21 protein-coding genes, 1 pseudogene and 1 riboswitch are annotated in these 23,746 nt (G+C 26.6%); of the genes and pseudogenes, 7 read left to right on the top strand and 15 right to left on the bottom strand.

Annotation, left to right across the window (positions count from 1 at the left end; all coding sequences use genetic code 4):
* Position 1 precedes the first annotated feature (1 nt).
* From pstB to SCITRI_RS01880, 4 genes are all read right to left on the bottom strand, one after another.
* Positions 2-811, bottom strand: a complete 810-nt coding sequence (gene pstB, locus SCITRI_RS01895; protein WP_004028485.1) for a phosphate ABC transporter ATP-binding protein PstB — start codon at positions 809-811, stop codon at positions 2-4.
* Positions 789-2,903 carry a phosphate ABC transporter permease PstA gene (pstA, locus tag SCITRI_RS01890; protein ID WP_237238025.1) on the bottom strand — a complete coding sequence of 705 codons (2,115 nt, stop codon included), beginning with the start codon at positions 2,901-2,903 and terminating at the stop codon, positions 789-791. Before pstA ends, pstB begins: the two co-directional genes overlap by 23 nt.
* 2 nt (positions 2,904-2,905) lie before the next feature.
* Positions 2,906-4,228, bottom strand: a complete 1,323-nt coding sequence (gene ptsS / locus SCITRI_RS01885) for a phosphate ABC transporter substrate-binding protein (RefSeq protein WP_071936993.1) — start codon at positions 4,226-4,228, stop codon at positions 2,906-2,908.
* A 93-nt stretch (positions 4,229-4,321) separates the two neighbouring features.
* Positions 4,322-7,288, bottom strand: a complete 2,967-nt coding sequence (locus SCITRI_RS01880) for a chromosome segregation protein SMC (RefSeq protein ID WP_071936992.1) — start codon at positions 7,286-7,288, stop codon at positions 4,322-4,324.
* A gap of 240 nt (positions 7,289-7,528) precedes the next feature.
* Between SCITRI_RS01880 and SCITRI_RS01875 the strand changes: the two genes are divergently transcribed.
* The 5 genes from SCITRI_RS01875 to SCITRI_RS09805 are packed head-to-tail and all read left to right on the top strand — an operon-like array spanning position 7,529 to position 9,649.
* On the top strand, positions 7,529-7,885 hold the full coding sequence (locus SCITRI_RS01875; RefSeq protein ID WP_071936991.1) for a hypothetical protein: 357 nt from the start codon (positions 7,529-7,531) through the stop codon (positions 7,883-7,885).
* Complete coding sequence (locus SCITRI_RS01870) at positions 7,878-8,588, top strand: hypothetical protein (protein WP_071936990.1); 711 nt, start codon at positions 7,878-7,880, stop codon at positions 8,586-8,588. Before SCITRI_RS01875 ends, SCITRI_RS01870 begins: the two co-directional genes overlap by 8 nt.
* 25 nt (positions 8,589-8,613) lie before the next feature.
* A complete protein-coding gene (locus tag SCITRI_RS01865) occupies positions 8,614-9,144 on the top strand; it encodes a hypothetical protein (RefSeq protein ID WP_167693717.1) in 531 nt (176 codons plus the stop codon).
* Positions 9,145-9,159: 15 nt separating this feature from the next.
* Positions 9,160-9,441, top strand: coding sequence for a hypothetical protein (locus SCITRI_RS01860; RefSeq protein ID WP_071936988.1), 282 nt, complete (start codon positions 9,160-9,162; stop codon positions 9,439-9,441).
* Positions 9,422-9,649 carry a hypothetical protein gene (locus SCITRI_RS09805; protein ID WP_147076800.1) on the top strand — a complete coding sequence of 76 codons (228 nt, stop codon included), beginning with the start codon at positions 9,422-9,424 and terminating at the stop codon, positions 9,647-9,649. Before SCITRI_RS01860 ends, SCITRI_RS09805 begins: the two co-directional genes overlap by 20 nt.
* Here the strand turns inward: SCITRI_RS09805 and SCITRI_RS01855 are convergent.
* A pseudogene (locus tag SCITRI_RS01855) lies at positions 9,606-10,697 on the bottom strand (uracil-xanthine permease family protein). The gene SCITRI_RS09805 and the pseudogene SCITRI_RS01855 overlap by 44 nt on opposite strands.
* 943 nt (positions 10,698-11,640) lie before the next feature.
* Between SCITRI_RS01855 and SCITRI_RS01850 the strand changes: the two are divergent.
* Positions 11,641-12,717 carry a DUF3688 family protein gene (locus SCITRI_RS01850; protein ID WP_071936987.1) on the top strand — a complete coding sequence of 359 codons (1,077 nt, stop codon included), beginning with the start codon at positions 11,641-11,643 and terminating at the stop codon, positions 12,715-12,717.
* A gap of 31 nt (positions 12,718-12,748) precedes the next feature.
* Here the strand turns inward: SCITRI_RS01850 and SCITRI_RS01845 are convergent, their stop codons facing one another.
* Entirely contained in the window at positions 12,749-13,246 is a 498-nt protein-coding gene (locus SCITRI_RS01845) for a lipoprotein (RefSeq protein WP_071936986.1), read from the bottom strand.
* A 611-nt stretch (positions 13,247-13,857) separates the two neighbouring features.
* Complete coding sequence (locus SCITRI_RS01840; RefSeq protein WP_071936985.1) at positions 13,858-15,594, bottom strand: hypothetical protein; 1,737 nt, start codon at positions 15,592-15,594, stop codon at positions 13,858-13,860.
* A gap of 114 nt (positions 15,595-15,708) precedes the next feature.
* On the opposite strand from SCITRI_RS01840, the gene SCITRI_RS09800 reads away from it, so the two are divergent.
* Positions 15,709-17,019: an Mbov_0401 family ICE element transposase-like protein gene (locus SCITRI_RS09800; protein WP_071936984.1), complete on the top strand. Its 1,311-nt coding sequence runs from the start codon at positions 15,709-15,711 to the stop codon at positions 17,017-17,019.
* 999 nt (positions 17,020-18,018) lie between these two features.
* On the opposite strand, the gene guaA is transcribed toward SCITRI_RS09800, so the two are convergent.
* The 8 genes from guaA to SCITRI_RS11080 form a co-directional block, all read right to left on the bottom strand.
* The gene (guaA, locus tag SCITRI_RS01830; protein WP_071936983.1) at positions 18,019-19,557 is read right to left on the bottom strand and encodes a glutamine-hydrolyzing GMP synthase; all 1,539 of its coding nucleotides are present in this window, start codon (positions 19,555-19,557) and stop codon (positions 18,019-18,021) included.
* Entirely contained in the window at positions 19,558-20,082 is a 525-nt protein-coding gene (gene hpt, locus SCITRI_RS01825; protein WP_071936982.1) for a hypoxanthine phosphoribosyltransferase, read from the bottom strand.
* A 103-nt stretch (positions 20,083-20,185) separates the two neighbouring features.
* Positions 20,186-20,283: riboswitch (purine riboswitch) on the bottom strand.
* A gap of 203 nt (positions 20,284-20,486) precedes the next feature.
* On the bottom strand, positions 20,487-21,104 hold the full coding sequence (locus SCITRI_RS01820) for a DNA-processing protein DprA (protein ID WP_257785694.1): 618 nt from the start codon (positions 21,102-21,104) through the stop codon (positions 20,487-20,489).
* Between the two features lie 197 nt (positions 21,105-21,301).
* The gene (locus tag SCITRI_RS01815) at positions 21,302-21,925 is read right to left on the bottom strand and encodes a ribonuclease HII (RefSeq protein WP_071936980.1); all 624 of its coding nucleotides are present in this window, start codon (positions 21,923-21,925) and stop codon (positions 21,302-21,304) included.
* A complete protein-coding gene (ylqF, locus tag SCITRI_RS01810) occupies positions 21,918-22,808 on the bottom strand; it encodes a ribosome biogenesis GTPase YlqF (protein WP_004028475.1) in 891 nt (296 codons plus the stop codon). Before ylqF ends, SCITRI_RS01815 begins: the two co-directional genes overlap by 8 nt.
* A gap of 55 nt (positions 22,809-22,863) precedes the next feature.
* The gene (locus SCITRI_RS11090) at positions 22,864-23,001 is read right to left on the bottom strand and encodes a hypothetical protein (RefSeq protein WP_237238024.1); all 138 of its coding nucleotides are present in this window, start codon (positions 22,999-23,001) and stop codon (positions 22,864-22,866) included.
* Positions 23,002-23,072: 71 nt separating this feature from the next.
* On the bottom strand, positions 23,073-23,261 hold the full coding sequence (locus SCITRI_RS11085) for a hypothetical protein (protein WP_237238023.1): 189 nt from the start codon (positions 23,259-23,261) through the stop codon (positions 23,073-23,075).
* Positions 23,236-23,709, bottom strand: a complete 474-nt coding sequence (locus tag SCITRI_RS11080; RefSeq protein WP_237238022.1) for a P-loop NTPase family protein — start codon at positions 23,707-23,709, stop codon at positions 23,236-23,238. Before SCITRI_RS11080 ends, SCITRI_RS11085 begins: the two co-directional genes overlap by 26 nt.
* Positions 23,710-23,746: the final 37 nt, after the last annotated feature.

Raw genomic sequence — 23,746 nt, 5'->3', positions numbered from 1 at the left:
ATTACTCAAAACGCCCAGTAATATAATCTTCTGTTTTTTTATTAGCGGGACGAGAGAAAATAATCTTAGTTTTATTATATTCAATTAATTTCCCTTTTGCAAAAAAAGCTGTATAATCAGCAACTCGTGCTGCTTGTTGCATATGATGTGTTACTAAAACAATTGTAAAATCTTTTTTTAGTTGGGTAATTAATTCTTCAATTTTTGATGTCGAAATTGGGTCTAACGCACTAGTTGGTTCATCCATTAATAAAATTTTCGGTTTCATTGCAATTGCCCGGGCAATACATAAACGTTGTTGTTGCCCCCCTGATAATGCAAAAGCAGAATCTCGTAAATTATCTTTTACTTCATCTCATAATGCTGCTCGTTTTAAACTTTCAACAACAATACTATTAACTAATTTTCGATCACGAACCCCTTGATTCCGTGGCCCATAAGCAACATTATCATAAATTGACATTGGAAATGGTGAAGGTTTTTGAAATACCATTCCAATATCTGTTCGTAATTTAACAATATCTGTTTCAGGGCTATAAATATCCTTTCCATTAATTAAAATTTCGCCTTTAAAAACTGACTTTGGTTCAACATCATTCATTCGATTAAATAAGCGCAGCAATGTTGATTTTCCCGATCCCGATGAACCAATAAAAGCAGTAACAGTATGTTCTTTAATTTTCATTGAAATATTAAAAAGCGCCTGTTTGTTTCCTTTGTAAAAAAAGTCAACATTTTTAACCGTAATTAAATCTGGATTATTATCTGATGAATCAAATGTTGGATTCTTAATAATTACTTTTGGGTCCATTATTTTTCTCCCTTTTTCTTTGTTTTATTTTTTTTCATGGCGTTGTTTTTTTCTTTGGTAAAATTTTTTTTCAAAAATTATTAAAACTTTGTTTTTGATGAAGATAATTCTCTTTTGAAAAGAAGAATTTTAAGTTATTAATGCGATTTTTTCATTTTGCTTTAAATCCAATATTAACATAGTTTGGTGCAAATTTCTTTCCTAAAATATGTGCTAAACTATTTGATAATCAAATCAAAACCATAATTGCAAAAGCTAATTCAAACATAATTCGCATTGCTCCTGCTGTTGCTCCTTCTTTTGATAGCATTAAAATTTGGGTTGTCATACTTGCCCCTGGTGACATAAAACCAGCAATTGGTAACCGCACCGCTGTTCCTAATGTTAAATAAACTGGGGCTGATTCACCAATAACACGGCCAATTGCTAAAATAATTGCTGTAATAATACCTGGCATTGCATTAGGCAACACAACTTTCAATGTTGTTGCTGTTTTATTGGCTCCCAATGCTAATGATGCATGTCGCAATGAGTTTTCAACACCTGATAAAGCATCTTCAATACTACGAATCATAATTGGTAAAATAACAATTGTTAATGTTAAACCAGAACTTAAAATGGATAATGGTAAATGACAAACACCAATAAAGAAAGCTAATCCAAAAGTTCCATAAATAATACTTGGTGTTGATGATAAAACATCAATTGCAAAACGAACTACTTTTGCAAAAATACTATTTTGGCGGGCATACTCATTTAAATAAATGGCAACCATTAATGATAGCGGTATCGCAAAAATTATTGAACAAATTACTAATAACAGAGTAACTAAAAATGTTGAAAGAATTCCTGCTCCACCATCAAAAGTTGATGTTGAAATTAAATCACTTCATACCATTCCAAATAATCCTTTTCAAATAATTGTGGCTAAAATAACTAATGTAAATGATACGACAATTACAGTTGAAGAGATTAAAAGGAACATTCCAAGTCCATCTTTAAACTTTTTTAATCCTCTTGTTTTTTCAATATGTTCATAAAATAATTTATTAATTTTATTAGCATTATATGATTTACTTAATCGTAAACCTTTTGTTGTTTTTCGAGAATGATAGTTTCGTTTTCGATTATGAAACGCTTGTGACGAAATAATAAAAATATTAATAATACAAACAATAATAAATAATACTAGCCCAATTGCATATAATGCTGATTCATGCATTGGTCCGGAATTTTCTAGCATTTCTAATCCAATTGTTGATGCTAAAGTTGCTATTGATGAAAAAATAAAATTAATAAAACCATTTCCAAGTTTTAAGCCATCTGGTGCATTTCCAGCAATCATCATCACCGCCATTGTTTCTCCAATGATCCGTGCAACTCCCATCATAATGGCAGTAATAATTTTAAATCAAGCTGAACGTAAAACAATACGATAAGTTGTATGGGTTTTACTTAATCCTAATGCTAACGAACCAAATCGATATGAATCATGAACATTTTCTAAAGCATTGATTGATAATGAAATCATAATTGGTAAACCCATAAAAGCTAAGGTAATTGATGTTACTAATAAGTTTGAGGTTGAGGGAGCTCCCATCAACATAAAAATGGGTCCTAAAATTGCTAAGGCAAATAATCCAAAAACAACAGAAGGAATTCCAGCTAGCAATTGAATAATGCCAATTACTTTACGTTTAATCCTTGGACTTAAATACTCTGAAATATATAATGATGAAAAAATAGTTAATGGAATTGCAAATAGTAAAGCAATTAATAAGACAAAAAATGTTGCAATAATAATTCGTCAAATTCCAAATTGACTGTTATTAGCATTTCAAGTATTACTCGATAAAAAGCCTCAAAAACCACCAGGATAATGTTGAAAAAAATAAATTGATTTATAAATAATAAATCCAACTAAAGTCAACAAAATTAAAATTGTTAAAATCGCAAAACAATAAATAACAATTTTTGAAGTGAAATCAATAATTTGTTTTCGCCCACGAAAATTATTTGCAAAACGAATTTTTCATAATTCTATTTTTTGGGAAAACGGTTGTTTTTCTTTCGTGATTTCTTTCTTCGCCATAGTTAATTCTCCATTCCATTATATTCATATTCAAAATATGCTTGATATTTTGTGGGAAATTTTTCCACAATAATATCTCAAGTGCTCTTATAATCTGATTTAAAATTTCAAGGTGTTTTTTCATCTTCAGTTGTTTTCCCGCTTTTTGCAAATGTTGTATTATTATTATACTTTCGGAAGAAAAAATCATCAAATGATAATGGTTCTTCACCTTCTTCAATATATCAATATGCAGCATCATATGGACTTAAAATAAAATATGGGTCATAATAAGGATTAACTTCCCCATTTCGTAGTTTTGGTTTTGTTTTTGAATATGGTAATGGATCTAGCATTCACGCAATAAATGATAAGGCACAATTGAATTGCTTTCCTTCATAATTAATAATTCCAGTAAAGGGTCTTGTTAAAGAATAAGCCGGATTAAATTCATAATTATTATTAACAACTTTATATGGTAACTCTGGTTTAGCACTTCCTTTGCTAATAACACTAGCAATTGCTTTTGCCCCTAAATCTTCATTGCTAATAATTCTTTTAATATATGAAAAAGAAATATAACCAATTGAACCAGGAGTAGTTGAAATTGCTTGATACATTGAACCATTTGATGAAGCTACTTGATTTGTTTCATATTTTTTGCTTTTAATTACTGCTGATTCAAAAAAATCTCTTGTCCCACTTCCAGACTCACGTGTTAAAGTATAAAATTTATTGCTGCCACTACTGCAAACTAATTGCGACCCAAAGGCTTGTTGTCAAGTAAAAGTTGGATCGGTATAAATTTTGCGAATTAATTCAGTTCCTTCTCCACCAAAAAAACTTTTGAATTGTAAGGAATCTTGTTGTGGATTAATTTGACAACCATTTGGTAAATGATATACCAAGATAATATAATCACGGGCAAAAACAAAACGACCAGTATGATACTCTGCTCATAGTTGTTGAGCATTCACACGGTTATCTCCTGCTTTAGGGGTTGAATTAACATCTTTTGATAAAAAACCAAAAGCATAACTACCATTTTTTACGCCAACTAGGGCAGCAGCACTTCCTAATGAATTATATAAAATATCTTCTTTGTTATCACGTTTATATTGTTCCGTAATATTTGCCATTACTTGGGCAACTGATGTACTTCCTCCAGCAACAATTACATTACTCGCCGATGCAATTGTTCAAATAATAATTGATATTACTAATACCAAAGCAGAACCAACTAAAGTAAGCATTTTATGATGGCTAATCTCTCCGACTAAAGTCTTAAGAAAATGCTTTTTTTCTTTCTTTTCCTCAGTAGCCTTAGTAGATTCGTTTGGCTTCATTCGTTAAGTTTCCTCCCCTTTTTAGTAAATGGTTTTATCCTTTAAAAATTATTTGTATTAATTGTATCAAAAAAATAAAAAATCATAAATAATTTATGCTTTTTTATTTTCAAGTTTATTTTCAAATTCTTTAATCATTTCTGCCGCTTGTTGTAATTTAATTCCAACAATTTTTGTGACACCTTTTTGTTGCATTGTTGCCCCATATAATACATCACAATGTTCCATTGTCCCAACTCGATGGGTAACAACAATAAATTGAGTGGTTTCAACAAAACTACGAATATACTTAGCAAATCGTTCAACATTAGCTGGATCTAATGGTGCTTCTGCTTCATCTAAAATTACTAATGGAATTGGTCGTACTTTTAAAATCGCAAAAAGAACTGATAGAGCAACCAATGATTTTTCTCCTCCAGATAATAAATTTAAGTTAGTAATATTTTTCCCTGGTGGCGATACTTTAATATCAACCCCTGTTTCTAATAAATTTTCTGGCTCAGTATAAATGATTCGTGCTGAACCACCACCAAATAATACTTCAAAGGTGGATGGTAAATTCTCATTAACCTCCTTAATTGTTTTATCAAATTTTTCTTTCATAATACTATCCATCTCATCAATTGACTTTAATAAATTTTTAATTGAATCATTTGCATCGTTATATTCATTATTCATAAATTGAAAACGAGCATCTTCTTCTTTATATTCTTCAATTGCTTCTAAATTAACATTTCCAATTTGAGCTAAATCACTTCGTAATTGCTTAATTTCATCACGAATTAAATCTTCATTATCAATTACCTTTAATTCCAACGTTTTAGCATGATCATATGTCATTTGATATTCTTCTGTTAGTCTTGTTAGATTTTGTTGAATCTTAACATTAATAATTGATACATCAGTATTCATTTTGCTAATTTGTTCTTGTAAAGCTGAAATATAATATCGTTTTTCAGCAATTTGATTATTAAGTTCATTAATTGCTAATGACTGTTTATCTTTCAAACTGCGTGCAACATTTAATTGTTGTTCAATTTTTGTTTTTAAAAGTTCTTTTTGTTTAATTTGATCCACAATATTAAGTACTGCTTTATTTTCAACTATTTTTGTTTCATCAATATTTTTTGCTGTTAGTAACTGATATTCATTTTGCAATTTCGTTTGGTCATACATAATAATTTCAATTTGTCGTTTTCCTGCTCCAATTGAAGCTTGATTTTCAGCAATAACTTCATTAATTTCATCTAATTGGCGTCGAAGTATATTTAATTGTTTTAATACATGATGATGTTCTTCAGTTCGCATTGCTAATTTTTCATTAAGAACTCTTAATTCCTTTTCTGGATTAACAATTGTCATTCGTGTTCGACGTGAACCCCCTGTAACAGCTCCCTGCGGGCGAACTATTTCTCCATCTAAGGTAACAATGTTATAGCGATACTTTGTTAATTTTCCAATTTCCTGCGCACTATCAAAATCAGTACAAATTAAATACCGGCTTAACAAGTAATCAACTGCAATTCGAAACTCTTTTTTTACTTTAACTAAACTATTTCCTAATCCTAAATATCCTTGCACTGATTTAATCACAAATGCTTCATCACTGTTAAGATAACGGGGCGAAATTACATCTAACGGAATAAATGTTGCTCGTCCAGCACGGTTTTGTTTTAAATATGAAATTGCTCGTTTTGCACTATCAACATTTTTAACTAAAATATCTTGTAAACGCCCACTTAAAGCAGTTACAATCGCTTGCTCATATTTTTCATCAACATTAATAATATCTTGAACTAATCCCATAATTCCAGGCAGAACGGTCTTATTGTTAATAATATTTTTAACCCCTTCATGTAAATTATCTTGATTTTCAAGATTATGTTGAGAACGTTCTAATTCACTTTCTAAGCGAATAATGGTTTTATTAATTGCTCCTAATTTTTCATTTAACACAGCTTGCTTTGTATTAAAAGCTTCACGTTGCGCACGATATTCTTGTTGCTGTGTTTCTAATGTTGTCAATTTTTCCCGTTCATTTTGTAAATTAACAGTTAACTCATTATAATCATTAACCATATTAGTAATAGTAATATCATTATTAGACATTTTTAAGGCTGCTTCTTTGTTATCTAATTCAATTTTATGTACTTTCAAATCACTAATTTCTGAAACTAAACTTTGAAATTCTTTAGTTAAGACATTAATTTTGCTATCCAAATTAAAATTTTCTTTGGTTAATTCATTATATTCAATTTCATTGTTTTTTAATTTTCGATCAGCATCTTGTTTCGTACTAATAATTTCTTTCTGCTGCAAACGTAATTCTAATAATTTGTCATTAAAAAAAGTAATATCTTTTACTAAAACCGCTAATTCAATTTGATTTAATTTGTCTTTCAATGTTGTATATTTGATTGCTTTTTCACTTTGACGTTTTAAACTTGGTAATTTTCGTTCAATTTCATTCAAAATATCTTTTAAACGCGCTAAATTTTCATTTGAACGGTCTAGTTTTTTTAAAGCTTCCAATTTGCGGCGTTTATACTTTGCAACTCCAGCAGCTTCTTCAAATAAAGCACGTCGTTCTAATGGTTTTGCTTCTGCAAAAGCATTAATGTTTCCTTGCGAAATAATTGCTAATGATGATTTTGTTAAGCCACTATCAATCGCAAAATCCTGAATGTCTTTTAAACGAACTCGTTGTTTATTAATAAAATATTCATTTTCACCAGTTCCTCGAAAAACACGACGAATAATTTCAATTTCGTCATAGTCCATTGCAAAAATCCGGTTTGTATTATCAAAAATTAGTTTAACCTCGGCCATATTTAATGCTTGTTTTGTTTCTGAACCATTAAAAATGACATCTTCACTATTATTTCCACGAAGTGATTTAATTGATTGTTCTCCTAAACATCAACGAATTGCATCATTAATATTGGATTTTCCGCTCCCATTTGGTCCGACAATTCCTATCATTTCATGATCAAAATTAACTGTTAATGGATCAGCAAATGATTTAAAACCAAATGCCTCTAATTTTTTTAAAAATAACACTACTCATCACTTCCTTAAATTTCAAAATTAAAAAACCAAATTATTCTTTAATAATTATTCTATAAAAGTTTATTATTTGCAACTAAAATTAATAAAAACATCAAAACAATCTAAACAATAATTTTAACAACATTGAAGAAACAATGAATAAAATAATGATTACTAATAACGCATTACATAGTGAATAAGATAAAACATCTAACAAATTAGAAAAAAATATTTATAAAAGAGAGGTAAAAAATGGCATTTATATTTATAACATTTGACAATACAGAAGATTATTTAACAGACCGCGACCAAGCAATATACTATGATTTTTTATTAAGAAACCAAACAATTCCCTACTATGCTAATAAAGAATTAAGCAATAAAAACGCTATAAACTTATTAGGTAATAGCGATAATTATAACGAAGAAATATTAAAACTATGTGATAACAATTCAACTGGTTTTTTATTTTACGGATTTGGCCAACAAGAAAACTTAGAAGCAGAATTCAAATATGAAGACAACGAAATTCAAGAAAAAATAAAAACAAAAAAAAGGAAACAAAGAAATACCATTTTTTTATTTAATCATTTGCGGAAAAATGATTAAAGTAGAAAACAACACCACAAATGATATCAACGACTTAATTCCCTATACAAAAAACCAAGCAGAAACAACAACAATATTTTTAACAATTAAAATAGATATGTCAAAAGCACCATTAGTATATCCAATCCCTGATATAGACAACCCAGATGAAAACTACAAATATATTAATAAAAAATTTATTGAAAGTTTAGGAGAAAACAAAAGCGAAAAAATTGAAAAATTAACAGATTTATTAGAACAATGCCACATTAACACTAAAATTGACGAAGTTGAACCAAGCGGAATTGACAATAAATTCTATTTTGAAAAAACCAAAGAAGAAGAAAACAAACCATGAAAAAATATTAAAAGTGCCATGACTTGAAACGATAATTCAAAAACAATAGCAACAGCCATAATCTATAACATTAATCAAGTAAATGATTTTAAATACCGAGCAATTTATCAAAATAAATGTGCTAGCGAATATTTTGTATGAACAGACAAAGGAAGATTAATCCAAGATAACTTAAACACAAAACATAAAGACGGAATTTGTGAATTCCCTATTCTTAGTTTTAATTTACCCCTAAAAGGCGAAAAAATAAAATCCTTTAATTGAGAATATACCGCACGAGTTCCCATTCGTTATCAATCAATCAAAGACCCCAACAATTTTATTAATTTTTGAGAATATGCCCGAGAAAAAAGAAGAATTCAATAAAAAATGAACCAAAGAAATGGAAAAAATGGATCAAAAAATAGCACACCTAGACAAAAGAATTAGAGAAATGCCCTACGAAATAGAAAGCAGTGCCAAATATGTCAAAAGCAGATTAAAAGAAATGACACCAGACGAACAACCTTTTAATCAAGTTAATAATAAATGATATTATGTTGTTTGTCGTGGCAATGAAAATGATGTTTGAGAAATTGCTAAATTTAAAAATGATTTTATAGATAATAAGCTTAAAGTTATTAAAAAAATAAAAAATGGTGAACTTAGTATACTTTATAATATGGATTATGGCAGACACTTACAAGTTGGATATAATATTTTAAAGAAATGAATATCAAATATTAATAATAAATATTTTAAAGCAGTTTATCGTTGAAATGGTGGGGAAGAGTGATCACCCATATTAGCATATGATGATGAAGGGGGTATGATTAAATTTTGGGTATGAAAAGATTTTAAAACATGAGAAAAAGCACAGCGTGGTATTGTGACAACGGCTGCTATTGGTTTGCGAGCATTTGGATATTGATTAATTTGATAATAAGGAGAATAAAAAATGAGTGAAACTATTTTAGAAATTATTGTTTTGGTTATATCACTTTTTACTGGTGGAACAACCGGCATAACAGCAACTATTTTGAGTAAAAAACAACAAAAAATTAGAGATAAAAATAAAGAATTAAAAGAAAAAATAAACGATATTAAAATTGAAATTAATAATATTAATACGAAATTAGATGTTATTACAATTATAAATAATAAATTAGCTAATAACAACAAAATAAATATCAGACAAAAAAACAAGGATGGTAATAAAAATGAAAAAGAAAAAGACTAAGTTATTTTTTCTACGATTAGCATATTGAATAGTTCACGGTTTAACATTTGGATTGCCAATTTTATTCACTGAAATTAATAAACTAATGCTAAAATTAAAAGAAAAAATTAATAATGAATGTATTTTGTTAGATGAAAATAAAGAAGACAATATCAACAAAATAATTAAAAAGATGATGAAAAAGTTAGTATGATTATGTTTGGTTTAATTGCTACAAACGGAATTCGAGTGTTAATTAAACCAAACATAATCATACTAATACCACCCATTACTGGTGCTGACAACATTTGTACTAATTGATTAACTGGAGCAATAAATGATAATCCGATTGCAAATAAGGCAGCCAATCCTGTTACTCATACTGAAGCAATTCGTGTCATTCCAACGACTGAAGCATTTTCTCCATATGTTGTATTTGCTGGTCCGCCAACTAAACCATCAAAAATAATGGAAACTCCATCAGCAATTAATGTTCGATGCATTCCAGGATCTTTAACAAAATTTTTCCCTGTCATTTGGCACATACTAATATGATCACCAATATGTTCAGCAATAGCAATAATTGCCACGGGACTAATTGCTAAAATAGCTGGTCCAATATTACTTGCTTTTAAATCTCAAATTTTTTTAAATGATGGATATCATTATCATTGACTTGGGTCGGTAATTTTTGATGTATCTAAAATTTGATATTCTGTTCCAATTGTAAAATGAAGAATTACACATAATAAATATCCTGCAACAACACCAATAATGACTGGAACTACCTTAGCAAATCCTTTACATTTTAAAGCAATAATTGCTGTTATTAAAAATGTAAAAACAGCAATTCCAGTCCCAATTCAGTGTGAATAAGGTTGTTTTCAAGCATCTGGATTAAAACCAGCATTATTAATTGCACTCAGTGCAACTGACATTCCAATAATAATAATTAGTGGTCCAACAATTACGGCTGGTAAAATTCGTTCTAAAAATTTATTGCCAATAAAGTATACTAATATTCCAAAAGTGATATAAATAACACCAACCATCATTACGATAATAAAAACCGCATTGCCATAGAAAGGATAGCACACTCCCATTGCCCCCATATATGCAAACGAACTTCCCAAATACATTGGTACTTTTGCAGCAGTAATTGCAATATAAATTAATGTTCCAACTCCTGAGCAAAACAAGGCCATTGCAATGTTCATAACTTCAACTCCAGCCGTTTGATTAATAATTAATGGCACTAACACCGTTGAACCAAACATAGCAAAAACATGTTGTAATGCTAAAATTGATCATTGAAAAAAACTTTTTGGGCGATCGTGTGGTCCTAATAGTAACTTAATATTATTTTCAACCAAAATAGTTTGTTCTTTTTCCATTATTTTTTCTCCTTTTTTCTTAAAATTGCATAAAAAAACTAGTTTGTAAATTATTACTAACTAGTAAATTGCATTATTAATATTAATTATTGTTTTATTTTGTAGAATATTAAAGATATCAAAAAGAATCTTCTTTTTTTGTAAAAAAATTTCAAATTCTTTCATCAAACCAATTTGCATTTTATACCTCAATATCCCTGGCAGTAATTCTGACATTTTTTAGCACTAATGTAAAGGATTCATTAATACTTTGTCCTTATTTTTTGATAATTTCGTAATACTTATCTAGCAAAAATTTCACAACCAGATGATTTATTAATTTGGTGGTAACTATAGAAAGAAAATTAACAATAACAGAAAAACATAAATATAAAAAACTATTAGAAAAGTAGTTGGTGCCCTAACATTATATAAAATAAACTAACTTGGAGTTTGATAGTTATTTTATTTTCTAAATATTCCTTTACAATCTGTTCTTTTTTATATAGGCTATAATGTTTCATAATAAAAACCTCAATTCTTTCACTTTTATTTTAAACCATTTTAGGATTAAACCTTTATTAAGTGTCTGAATTGAGAATGCCTTATCATAAGTTGATACTAAATACAGTTGATATAGCTTGGAATTTAATATTTATTAATATGTTTAACAAATTCATCATACATACTTTTGCTATATGTTTTTTTAGCAACACTAGTAACATTTTTATTAAATTCAACAACAATAACACTTTCTTTTCAATTAAAGAAAGTATATTAATAAGTTCCAATGTACAAGTACCTTATTAATGATAGGGTTGTCAAAAGATTTAAACAAATTATCTATATGTTATCAAATTACACATATAGCAAGTATGCCATTAATAAAGGCTGTAATGATGATGTTAAATTAATTACTCCTTATTATTTAGAATTAGTTTCTAATCCAGTAGAAGAAAAAACTGGATATTGAGTATTTGAAGATTGCAAAGTTGAATTAAATTCAATGTATTTTAATTTTTCTAGTAGTGGTCCTATTCCGCCTAAACCGATAAATTATTGAATGGAAGTTTATGCAGATGATAAACCATTTATTACTGTTAATAATAAGTGATATTTTGTTGTATGGCGAGGTGATAAAAATGATGATTGAAAAATTATTAAATTTAATAATAATGAAGTTAATATAATAATTGATAATTTTAAAAATTATGAGTTAGAAAAATATGATTTACCTTTATTGGGTAATGATTTATATATTAAAAATAAATCAGGAATTAGATGTGAAAGTTGAAAAGATGATACGAAAAATAATTATTTTAAAGCAGTTTATCGTTGAAACAATAACAGTGAGCCCAACACACCAATTATTGACCCTAAAACTGGACAGATTACAAATTGAAATTTAAAACAACAAATCAATATTAATAACAATAAAGACAATGAAATTAAAGTAACTGTTAAAAGACAAGATATTTCAGAAAATCCTATTTATCAATTAGAAGCAAATTATTTTAATTGGTTATCTATAACAAACGAATTAGAAACAAATAATATACCGTCACTTATTCCAGCAGAAATTAAATTATCAGATGGAGAATATGGAAAATACTTAACTAATTTAATTGTTTCTAATGACAAAATAGAAAATTATTTAAATTATTTTTCACAATGATATAGATTACTTTATTCAAAAGCAGATTGAATAAGTATGACTAAAACATTAGTTGTAGATAATATTAAAATAACTTTTTATAATTATCAAAAACTATTTAATTTAAATCAAATTGAATTATCTGCTATATGGGGTTATGGAAATTATGATATTACAATTTATACAGAAAAAGAACAAATTAATATTAATAATTTAGAATTATTTAATAAGAACAATGAAAAACTATCATTAATTACATTAGAAATATAAAAAGTCATTTATTTAAAATGACTTTTTATATTTAACTAACTTGGATTACACCATCTTTATTAACTATTAAATTAGGTTCTTGTGTGTCTAAATTTCAACGATAAACTGCTTTAAAATAATTATTTTTCTTATCATCTTTTCAACTTTCACATCTAATTCCTGATTTATTTTTAATATATAAATCATTACCCAATAAAGGTAAATCATATTTTTCTAACTCATAATTTTTAAAATTATCAATTATTATATTAACTTCATTATTATTAAATTTAATAATTTTTCAATCATCATTTTTATCACCTCGCCATACAACAAAATATCACTTATTATCAACAGTAATAAATGGTTTTTCTTGTGGTGCTATTCATTCTAAATTGTCTTTAATTTCTTGATTAGTAGTATTTATTTTGTTTTCTATTTTTAATTGTTCTAATTCATCTTCGTTACATTGTGTGTTACAAGCAACTAAACTTGTTGTACTTGTTCCAATTAGAGTGATTGTGCCTAATAAACTTAATATTTTTTTCATTATTATAATCCCTTTCGTTAAAATTTTCTTACAATCACAATTATATATATCTGAAAAGGGTCAATCTGGCCTCGCGGAGACTTTCTAGAATTTTGTGAAAAATAACTTAAAGTTTAAAAAAACTTTTGCCGCGCTTTTCAAAGTACTTGGGAAAAATTCTAAGCGGTAAGCGAAGAATTTTATAAAGGTTCCCAAATTTGTTTGAAAGAACCTCAAAACTTTTTTTAACTTGTAAGTGATTTTATCACAACAATTTAAGAAAGTCAACCGCTCGGCCAAAAATTATATTTACTTGACAAATTAAAAAAAATAATTATATATTTTAAATAGAGATGATTAGTAAATCATCATCTCAATACCTAGATCGGTATTTTAAATATCAGGTCATCCCTCTTTTTTAAAAAAAGAGGAACGCATTAAATGAAAGAAATTTTATATGATTAAAAAAAATAAAAAAAATAACTATGTATAGTGTTATTAAATATTATAAAATAAAAGATATATTAAAAAAGAAAGTGAAGTTAAATTAAAAAAATTTATTTTAAATAAATAAATTTTTTTAATTTAACTTCACTTTTGCATTACCTTATTTTATTTTTACAAATTATTTATTATATTCCCATTTTAAAGCGATATGGATAAGAACCATAAAACAAAGCATCATATGGGTCGTGGTACATTTTACTATCGGGTATATTTGTTTTGGTATCGCTAAATCTTAATTCACTAATACATTTATCTAAAAATGGGAAATTATCTAATATGCCATATATCTTGCCTTGAACAAACATTTTTCGTATTCATGTTACACGGTTAATTATTTTCGCTTCTTTATTAAGTGATGTTTGATGTTTTTTGGCTTTAAACATTTTAATCTTATAACCTAAATAAGGGTAAATATCTTCTTGTAATTTTTGCATAAAGTCGTGGGCATTAATATCATAATGAAATGTGGCATATTCAAAACCATCAAATTTATCAAATGTATTAATTATTCATTGTCCGTAATGCTCTACTAATTCATTTAAATTCATTGCATTTTTTGGTGTAATAACATTTTCTTCAATTAAATATTTATCATACTCGTTATTTTCATTAATTTTATATCCACTAAATAAAAATACGGTATGGTCTTCGCTTCCATTAGCATAATCAACACCAATTGAATAACTATCAAATTGATACTGTTTTGTATTAGAATTATAAAAATCTTTTAAATTATATTCTTTAATATATTTACGATAATTTCGTAAAACATAAATACTGGGGTCATTGTCGTTATATTCAAATCCGTAATATTCAAGTTCAAATAAGTCTGGTCGTTCTTCTTTGTTGGTTAAAACAAGTTTTTTAGTGATATTAGGTATTTTACTTCAAACAGCCCCCATTGTTAATCGTAAATTAAAAACACCTAAACCGTTAAATGCTTGTTTATTTTCTGAGTATATTTGGTTATGTTCTTTTAAAATATTTTTAATTCTTTCATTTAAAGGTAAATATGGGGTTACAAATTTTTCATAAAATACGTGGTATTTATCAAAAGGATTAAAAGTAAATTGATTAGAATATGTTTTATGAAAATATGTTGTTATTGTTGTATATTGTTTTGTTATATTATCTCATTCTTTAAATGTCCAAGATAATTCTTTTATAGGAATAGGATTGTCTAAATTATATTGTTCATTATTATTTTCATCGGTGTATTTTTCATAAGATACTTTTAAACTTTTAGAACGAAACATTGAAACTCTTAAATTATTATATCTTTTATCTAATTCTTTATCAGTTAAGATTTCTTTTTCTTCGGCATGTATCATTTCATCAGTTCACGCTGTTATAATACCACTACCTTTACCAACTTTACCCATAATTTTATTACCATTTGCATAACCAGCAAAAGCAATACGAACACCACCAGGAAAAACAATTTCTCCACCTTCTTTAACATTTTTAGGTCAAACAATGCCATTTTCATTGTCGGGTCCTAAATCAATACCATATTTATCATATAAGTAGTTACATACGTTAATTGTATCTCCAAAAGTAGTATCTTCGTGGGTATTAGCATATCTTCGTAAAATATTAGATGAAGCATCAGTAAAATTACAAGCATAAAATAATTTTTCTGCTATATGATTTCATGTTTTATTAGTACCACGACCCGCAGAAACAAACTTAAAAAAACTTGGTGAAGTAAAATAACGGGCATAACTATCCCCAACAAAGTCTTTAAATACTTCTCAGTCAAAACCAAAATTATAGTCACTAAAATTTAAATCATATTTTGTATTTAAATGTTCATAACTAGTAATTCGTTTTTTGTTATTAATTTCAGTAAAGTTTTGCATTTTTAGATATCCTCGCTTTCAAATTATGATAAAATAATAAAACTTATCAAATATCAAATTAAGTATTATTAATATTATATTAAAAATATTTTTTAAAGATAGGGAAATAATAAGATGGAGTTAGAAAAAAATTTGTTAGGAAATTATAAAAAAAATAAAACAATCGAGACACAAAATGAAGTTAAAAATTTATTAATTAATAGAGATAATGAGATATTTAAATTATATCAACAAGGACAAATATTACAAGGATATAAGGTAGTATCAAAATTACCAAAAACATTCAAAACAGAATATGGAAATATTCCTATAAAAAGACGAAGATATGTTAAATATAATGAAAAAAATAAAAAATATATAAATTGTTATCCTTTAGATGAAGAATTAGGATTAAAAAAATATGAAAGAATTGAAAAAAATTTAAAAGATAAATTTATTTCTTTTATGGGTGATGGAAAACGATATAAAGATATTATGCACACAACAGAAAATGCTAATATCAGTGAAAAAATAATATCTAATATTTTTAAAAAAGCTGATTTAGAAAAAGTTGACTATATTAGCAACAAAAATAACAATAAAATTAAAATTTCCAATAATGTTTTATATATTCAAATTGATGGTGCTTTTGTTCCTATGCGAGAAAATAAAAAAAGAATTGAAAAGAAAATATTTTTTTCAACTATGCATATTGGTATTGATGAAGAAAAATCAACTAAAACAAGAAAAGTAATTAAAAAGAAAAAAGGTGTTTTTCAAATAATGGATAAAAATGTTACTAAAAATAAAAAATCTAGTTTTAATAATTTTATTGACAAAATTTTTAAACTAATGGATACTTATGATATTAATGAAAATACTATAATATTAGTATTAAGTGATGGCGAAAAACAAATTAAAAAAATTTACAAAGCTATAAAAACAAACTATAAAAATAACACTGTATCATATAGTTTGGATAAATTTTATTTAGTAAAAAGATTTAAAGACTTATTTTCATATAGAAATAGAAACAAAATTAATAGATTAAAATATAAATTAGCAAGTATATATTTTTTTACTGGAAATTATGAAACATTATTAGATTTTTTAATTTGTCATTTACCCTATGTTATTGACAGCAAAAAGAAATTTTTATTAGAAACTATTGAATTAATTAAAAATAATAAAGATGGTATTGAAAATCAAGCATTAGAATATAATATTGGTTGTCATGTTGAAGGTGATGTTTCACATTATATTAAGGCTGTTAAGGGGCGAGGTGCAAAAATATATTGTAAAGAAACATTTAATAATATGTTAATTGCTTCAATGTTAAGACTTAATAGCAGAATTAATGAAGTTAAAATTAATAAAAATAAAGAAAAAGTTGAATTTAATATTTTTAAAATAAATCAATCTCAAAATCAATTTTTATCTTTATAAATAAAAAACTTTTTAAAATTGGTAATAACTTTAAAAAGTACTTTTTAGTGTGTCAAAATTCATAATTTTATAAAATTATTTTATTTAATTAAAAATATAATTTTTAAAAAAGTTGAATTTTTTATAAATTTTGTTATCATTTATTCATAAGCGAGACATAATTTGTTTCTAATTACTTAATTTTATTAAAAACCTCAAAATAATATATACTACCGGAAATATTATTTTTTCATATAAATAATCATTCCTTTCTCTATAAAAATGTTATGATAATTTTTATACAGGATTATTGTAGCATATTTATAATTTATATTTATTTAAAAATTACTTAAAAATAAGGAAATAAAAATTCTTATTCAGTTTTATATAATTTAATGTTTTTAAACCAAATAAAATCTCCTAAAAACAAAAATTATGAAAAAAAGATAAATCACATCCTTTAAGAGAACGCAATAAATGTTTTGGTGAATTATTACAAGCTGATGCTAGTGAGCATTTATGATTAGCATTAAATCATCCTAAAATATTTTGACATGGTGTGGGTGTTATTAATGATACAACAAAATACAATTGTTGGATTATATTTTGATTATCAAGAAACCTTAAATGGTTATTGCCATGTTTTGTATTAAATTTTAAAAAATTATGGCGTTCCTATGTCATTTTACAGAGATAAACAAACAATTTTTACATATCAAAAACTAATAGTAAAAACAAAAAAACACCTTTATTCAATTCAACCAATGTTGTAATGAATTAGGTGTCAAAATCACAACTACTTCATATCTTAAGTATGAAAACAAAATTTATAATCTATTAGCATATATTCCTATAATTAAAAATATAGAAAAAGCATTGCCAAAATCCAAAACTCATAAACCTAATCTTTCAGCTATCAAATCATCCATGAACTGAAAAATATAATATGAAGCAATTATCAACTAACTCATTCTGCTAAATTTTTGCTAGATATCAACAGAATTCATTAATATTTTTTTATTATTCTCATTCAATTGTTCCTGGTGGTTTTGATGTAATATCATAAGTAACTCGATTAATTCCATGCACTTCGCTTACAATTCGAGTTGATACTTTTTCCAATAATTCAAATGGTAAACGACTTCAATTTGCCGTCATAAAATCAGTTGTATCAACACTACGCACAACAGCAGTGTATCCATATGTTCGCACATCGCCCATTACACCAACCGACTGAACAGGTAATAAAACAACAAATGCTTGTGCAACTTGATCATATAAATTTGTTTGATATAATTCATCAATAAAAATTTGATCAGCTGCTTGTAATAAGGCTACTTTCTCTGCTGTAATTTCACCAATAATGCGGACTGCTAATCCCGGCCCGGGAAAAGGATGCTTGTACACAAATTTAGAATCAATTCCCAATGCTTCGCCAGTTCGGCGAACTTCGTCTTTAAACAATTCGCGTAATGGTTCAATTAATTGAAATGGTAAATCTTTTGGTAATCCCCCAACATTATGATGAGATTTAATTGTGGCTGAGGGTCCCTTTACGGAAATTGATTCAATAACATCTGGATAAATTGTTCCTTGTCCTAATCATTTAACATTTTTAATTTTTATCGCTTCTTCATTAAAAATCTCAATAAATAAATTTCCAATAATTTTTCGTTTTTGTTCTGGATTAGTAACTCCCTTTAAGGCAGTTAAAAATCTTTCTTGAGCAGCAATTTTAATAATATTTAATTTAAATTTTTCTTGAAATTTTTGTAAATCATTTCATCCACTATCTTGTCGTAACAATCCGGTGTCAACAAAAATACATGTTAATTGTTTCCCAATTGCTTTATGTAATAAAACTGCACAAACACTAGAATCAACACCGCCTGATAATGCTAAAACAACATTATCGCTTCCAACCTTACCTTTAATTTCGGTTGTTGCTGTTGAAATAAACTCTGTAATTTTTCATGTTGGTTCGCAACCACAAATATTAAAAACAAAATTGCTTAATAATTGTTCACCAATTAAAGTGTGAGTTACTTCAGGGTGAAATTGTAAACCATAAATTTTCTTTTCTAAATGTTTAATTGCACTAATTGAATTTTCGCTATGAGCAATTTGAATAAAATCTGTTGGCATTATTTCAATGTGGTCAGCATGGCTCATTCATACTTGTGATTTAATAGGAACCTTAGCAAACAAATCTTCTTGATTATCAATAATTAATTCTGAAAAACCAAATTCTTGTTTTGTTGCTCGTTGTACTGTGCCTCCATGCAGATGACTTATTAATTGCATCCCATAACAAATTCCTAAAATAGGAACTTCTAATTCAAATAATTTTTTATCAATTAGAAATGCATCTTCTGCATAAACAGAAGCAGGGCCACCTGATAAAATAATCCCTTTCATTGGTGTTGTTTTAATTTTTTCTAATGTTGTATTATACGGTCATACTTCACAATAGACCTCTAAGTGACGAATTCGACGGGCAATTAATTGAGTATATTGTGACCCAAAATCTAAAATAATAATTTTATTTGCTGTTTTCATTTATTCACCTCTCCATATATATACATTTGGTAATTGTCGAAATTGATCATTGTAATCAAAACCATAACCAACAATAAACTCATTTGGAACAGTAAATAGTGCATCATAGGGATAATTAAAATTTGAATGCATAGCAACCTTATCTGCTAAGCAAACTACTCGTAAACTATTTGGTTTTTTTGCTTGAATTTGTTCAATGACAACCGATAATGTTTTACCAGTGTCAATCAAATCTTCAATTAATAAAACATCTTGTCCAGTAATATCTTTTGAAATATCCTTATGAATAGTAATCTTATTTGTAGACTGGATCCCAATATAACTTGAAATATTCATTGTATCAATCACAATTTGGATTTTAAGTTGTTTTAATAAATCACTCATAAAAAATAATGCCCCATTTAGTAAACCAATACAATATAACTTTTTCCCCGCGTATAACTTATTTATTTTTTCCGCATAATCCTTAATTTTATCTTGAATTTTATATTCTGATAGATATAATTCTAATTTGTCTGTTTGCACAATTGTTACTCTCCTTTACAAAATAAAAAAATAAAAGCATAAACTATCATTGCTAATGCGAAATAGGTTATGCAAATTATTTTTGTTAAATTCCGAAAATAAAACAAAAAAAATTATGCCCTATAGTATCTTAATGACGGTAAGATGTAGAAACATTAGTCCATAATACTAACATATATCAGCATTTTATTTTTTATCACACGTTAACTATAACTTATTCTTAGTATTAATGCAAGATAATTTGTAAAATCTTTAATTAGGTAATTTAATTAAAAAAATGTATATGATATATACATTTTATTTATCAACTAATTTTTTAAACTTTTCATTATAACTAAGTTCTCTTTTGGATCTTTTTTATTTGTTAATATGATGGAATAAATTAATCCATATTCCTTTAAAAATTATAATTTTCCACAAATATCATCAACATTTTCTACTAATTGTGCTCCGTTTTTAATAAAGCCATTATTTTTATTAGCAACAGTAATTTGAGCTGGAAAACAAAAAACTTCTTTGCCATCATGTTTAGCCAATGTTACAATCCGATGTGTTTCATCATCTAAAGTTGATTGAACAATAACAACACCATCCATCAACCCCGACATAATACGATAAAGTTCATACTGACTTTTATTAACACTATTTTGATATGCTTCAGAAATAATGATTTGAAATTTTGTATTAGGATATTGTTTTGTTATTTGTTTATAATCGTTTAAATTTTTAAGAATTAAAATACTACTTCCATTGCCAAGATTTTTGACCACACATTCATTAACTCCTGCTTCTGAAGTAACAATTAAGGTTATTTTTTGCTTTAAGATTTTTTTTGTTAACATCTTAGCTGTAACTAGCCCTCTTTTATTTGGTACTGTTGTTCCACAAATTGCTAATTTATGTCTTTGGTCATTTAGAACGGCTAAGTTACCAACATAAAATAAAACAAAGGGAGGCCGATAAATATTGCACAATGATTTTGGATATTCACTGTCAATAATAGTAACATAATGACATGTTATTTTAGTTTCAATATCAATTAAATCTTCGTAAGCAATTTTTTCTTTTGTTTCTAAAGTTTGATAAATTTTAAGTCAATCACCATCATATTTTAAAGCAAAAAAAGTAAAACTTGACGCATATTAATTCCTTTCTATTTAATAATTAGAATCTTATTAACATAAAGAATATAACATTAACAGTTTTACTTTCTTTATTTTTATTTATAATTAACATTATTTTTTAACATAGTTTCACGAACGGGACGATATGTTTTCCGATGCAATGATGTAATTCCAAATTGTTGCAATGCTAATAAATGTTTTTTGGTTCCGTATCCTTTATTATTTTTAAAATCATACTGTGGATAGTCCTGATCAAATTTGAGCATTAAATTATCTCTTGTTACTTTTGCTAAAATTGAAGCTGCCGCAATTGATTGCGAAAGACTATCTCCTTTAATAATTGCTTGGTGATTATAAGAAGGTCCTAGCTTTTCTGCATCAGTTAAAATTATATCTGATTTAACCATTAAGTTGTCAATTGCTTGTTGCATTCCAAAAATACTTGCTTGCTTGGGATTCAATTCTTCAACCATTGCAACAGAAATAATTTCAATCGTATAACTAATTGCAATGGACATAATTTCATCTGCTAATTTAATTCGTTGTTTTGCTGTTATTTTTTTACTATCCTTAATTTCATCGTTAACATAATCTAGTGGTAAAATAACAGCACTAACAACTAAAGGACCTGCTAAGCATCCACGACCAGCTTCATCAGTTCCTGCCAGAATTGTTGTATTAGGATATGATATTAGAATCTCTTTTTCAAATTTATTCATAATTAAATATTCCTCTTCCAGGTGGAAACTCAAAAGACATTAACCCAAACTTATTATTTCATAAATTATTTAAAAAATCAGTAACAATATCATTAACATTATCTTCATTAACTTTATGAAAACGGTTTTGTTGCATTATTAATAATAACTCAAAAAGTTTTTGTTCATCTGTTACATCAAAATTGTCACTTGCTGTAAGATGATATTGCTTAGCTAACAAAGAAAAATAATGTTTATACATTCACTTTATTGCAGCTAAACAAATTTCTTCTTTTGGTAAAATATCTTCTTTGATTGAACGAGTAAAAGCTAAATTTATTGCTACTTGTGGGTCATTAATTTTGGGTCATAAAATTCCCGGAGTATCAACTAAATCAATTTGATGATTTAATTTTAATCATTGTTGGCCTTTTGTTACACCTGGTTTATTACCAACTCGAGTTGAATTTCGCTTTATTAAAGCATTAATAAAAGTAGATTTTCCAACATTAGGAATCCCAATCACCATTACTTTTAGTTTTGGTGACTTAATTCCTCTATTTTGGTCGCGCTCAATTTTACCAGATAAAACATGATAAATTTTTTCAATAATTAATTTTGTAATATTGCCATGCTTACTATCTAATGGTAAAACAGCAATTTGTTGAGATTGATAATATTCAAGTCACGCCTTAATCACAACTGGATCCGCTAAATCTTTTTTATTTAAAATAATTAACTTTGGTTTTAAACCCCTTAAGTTATCAACTAATGGATTTGAAGAGGAAAACGGAATTCGACTATCAACGATTTCAATTACTAAATCAATTAATTTACTTTGTTCATCAATTTGTTTAATTGCTTTTGCCATGTGGCCAGGAAATCAATGAATATTTGTTGTCATTTTATTTTCCTCCTTTCAACCTTTTTTTGAAAACTTTTATAATTTTAAATAAAAATTATTTAAAGTAATCTTCAACTCATTCTAATGAAATTGCGGGAATTTTTTTCCCTTTTTTAATATCTTCTAAAAATTTAGCACAAAGAAATAAATTATCGGTTGTTTCACATTCTAGTAAAGACAAATTTGTTGTCATTAATTTAATAAATTCTTTAACAATTTATTTTACTGATGATTTTGGTTGAATCCGGACACTATATGCTGTTTCTATTTTTTTTGATATTTTGATAATAATAATTGGAATGCTTTAATTGCCACTATTTCCGTATTATCTTCTATTTTAAAAAGCCCTAAAATTTGTGTATTTCAATAAACATTTGGTTGAGAAAAATTAATCCCCGTAATTGGTACTGTGTCAATAAATTCAATATTAATTATAACGATAAATCTTTTCACGAGCAAAAAATATTCCTTTTGCTTTCTCAAAGAATTCATTATTATCAAATATTTTTTCTAATAAAATCTCTTTATTACTATCTGGTAAACTAATAATTAATATTTTCTTATTAGCATACTTTTTTAAAAGTTTCTTAAAATTGGCTAAACACTGATGATATTCTTTACTAGTTTGCTCATCATGACACAATAGCATTTGGCAATAAATTCCTTGGTTTTGATAATATTCCATTCATTTTTTTGTTTGTTCAACATCAGCTTTTTGTGTGTTTAAAAATAAAATTATTCTTTTCACATCATTTAATTTTGCATAATTTAAAAGATTACCACCAGAATGTGCAATTCTTGCATCAACAATTTCAATAATAACATCAGCTGTTTCAGCAAGTTTATAAACCTTTTTAATTATTTTTAATAAATTATTTGGGAATTGAAAATTTCTTATCACACATAATTGTGTTTCTTCCTTGTGTTATTATTTTAAT

Source organism: Spiroplasma citri (assembly GCF_001886855.1).
GTDB lineage: Bacteria > Bacillota_I > Bacilli_A > Mycoplasmatales > Mycoplasmataceae > Spiroplasma > Spiroplasma citri.
The sequence above is the reverse complement of the archived record's forward strand: the minus strand, read 5'-3'. Positions and strand labels throughout refer to the sequence as shown.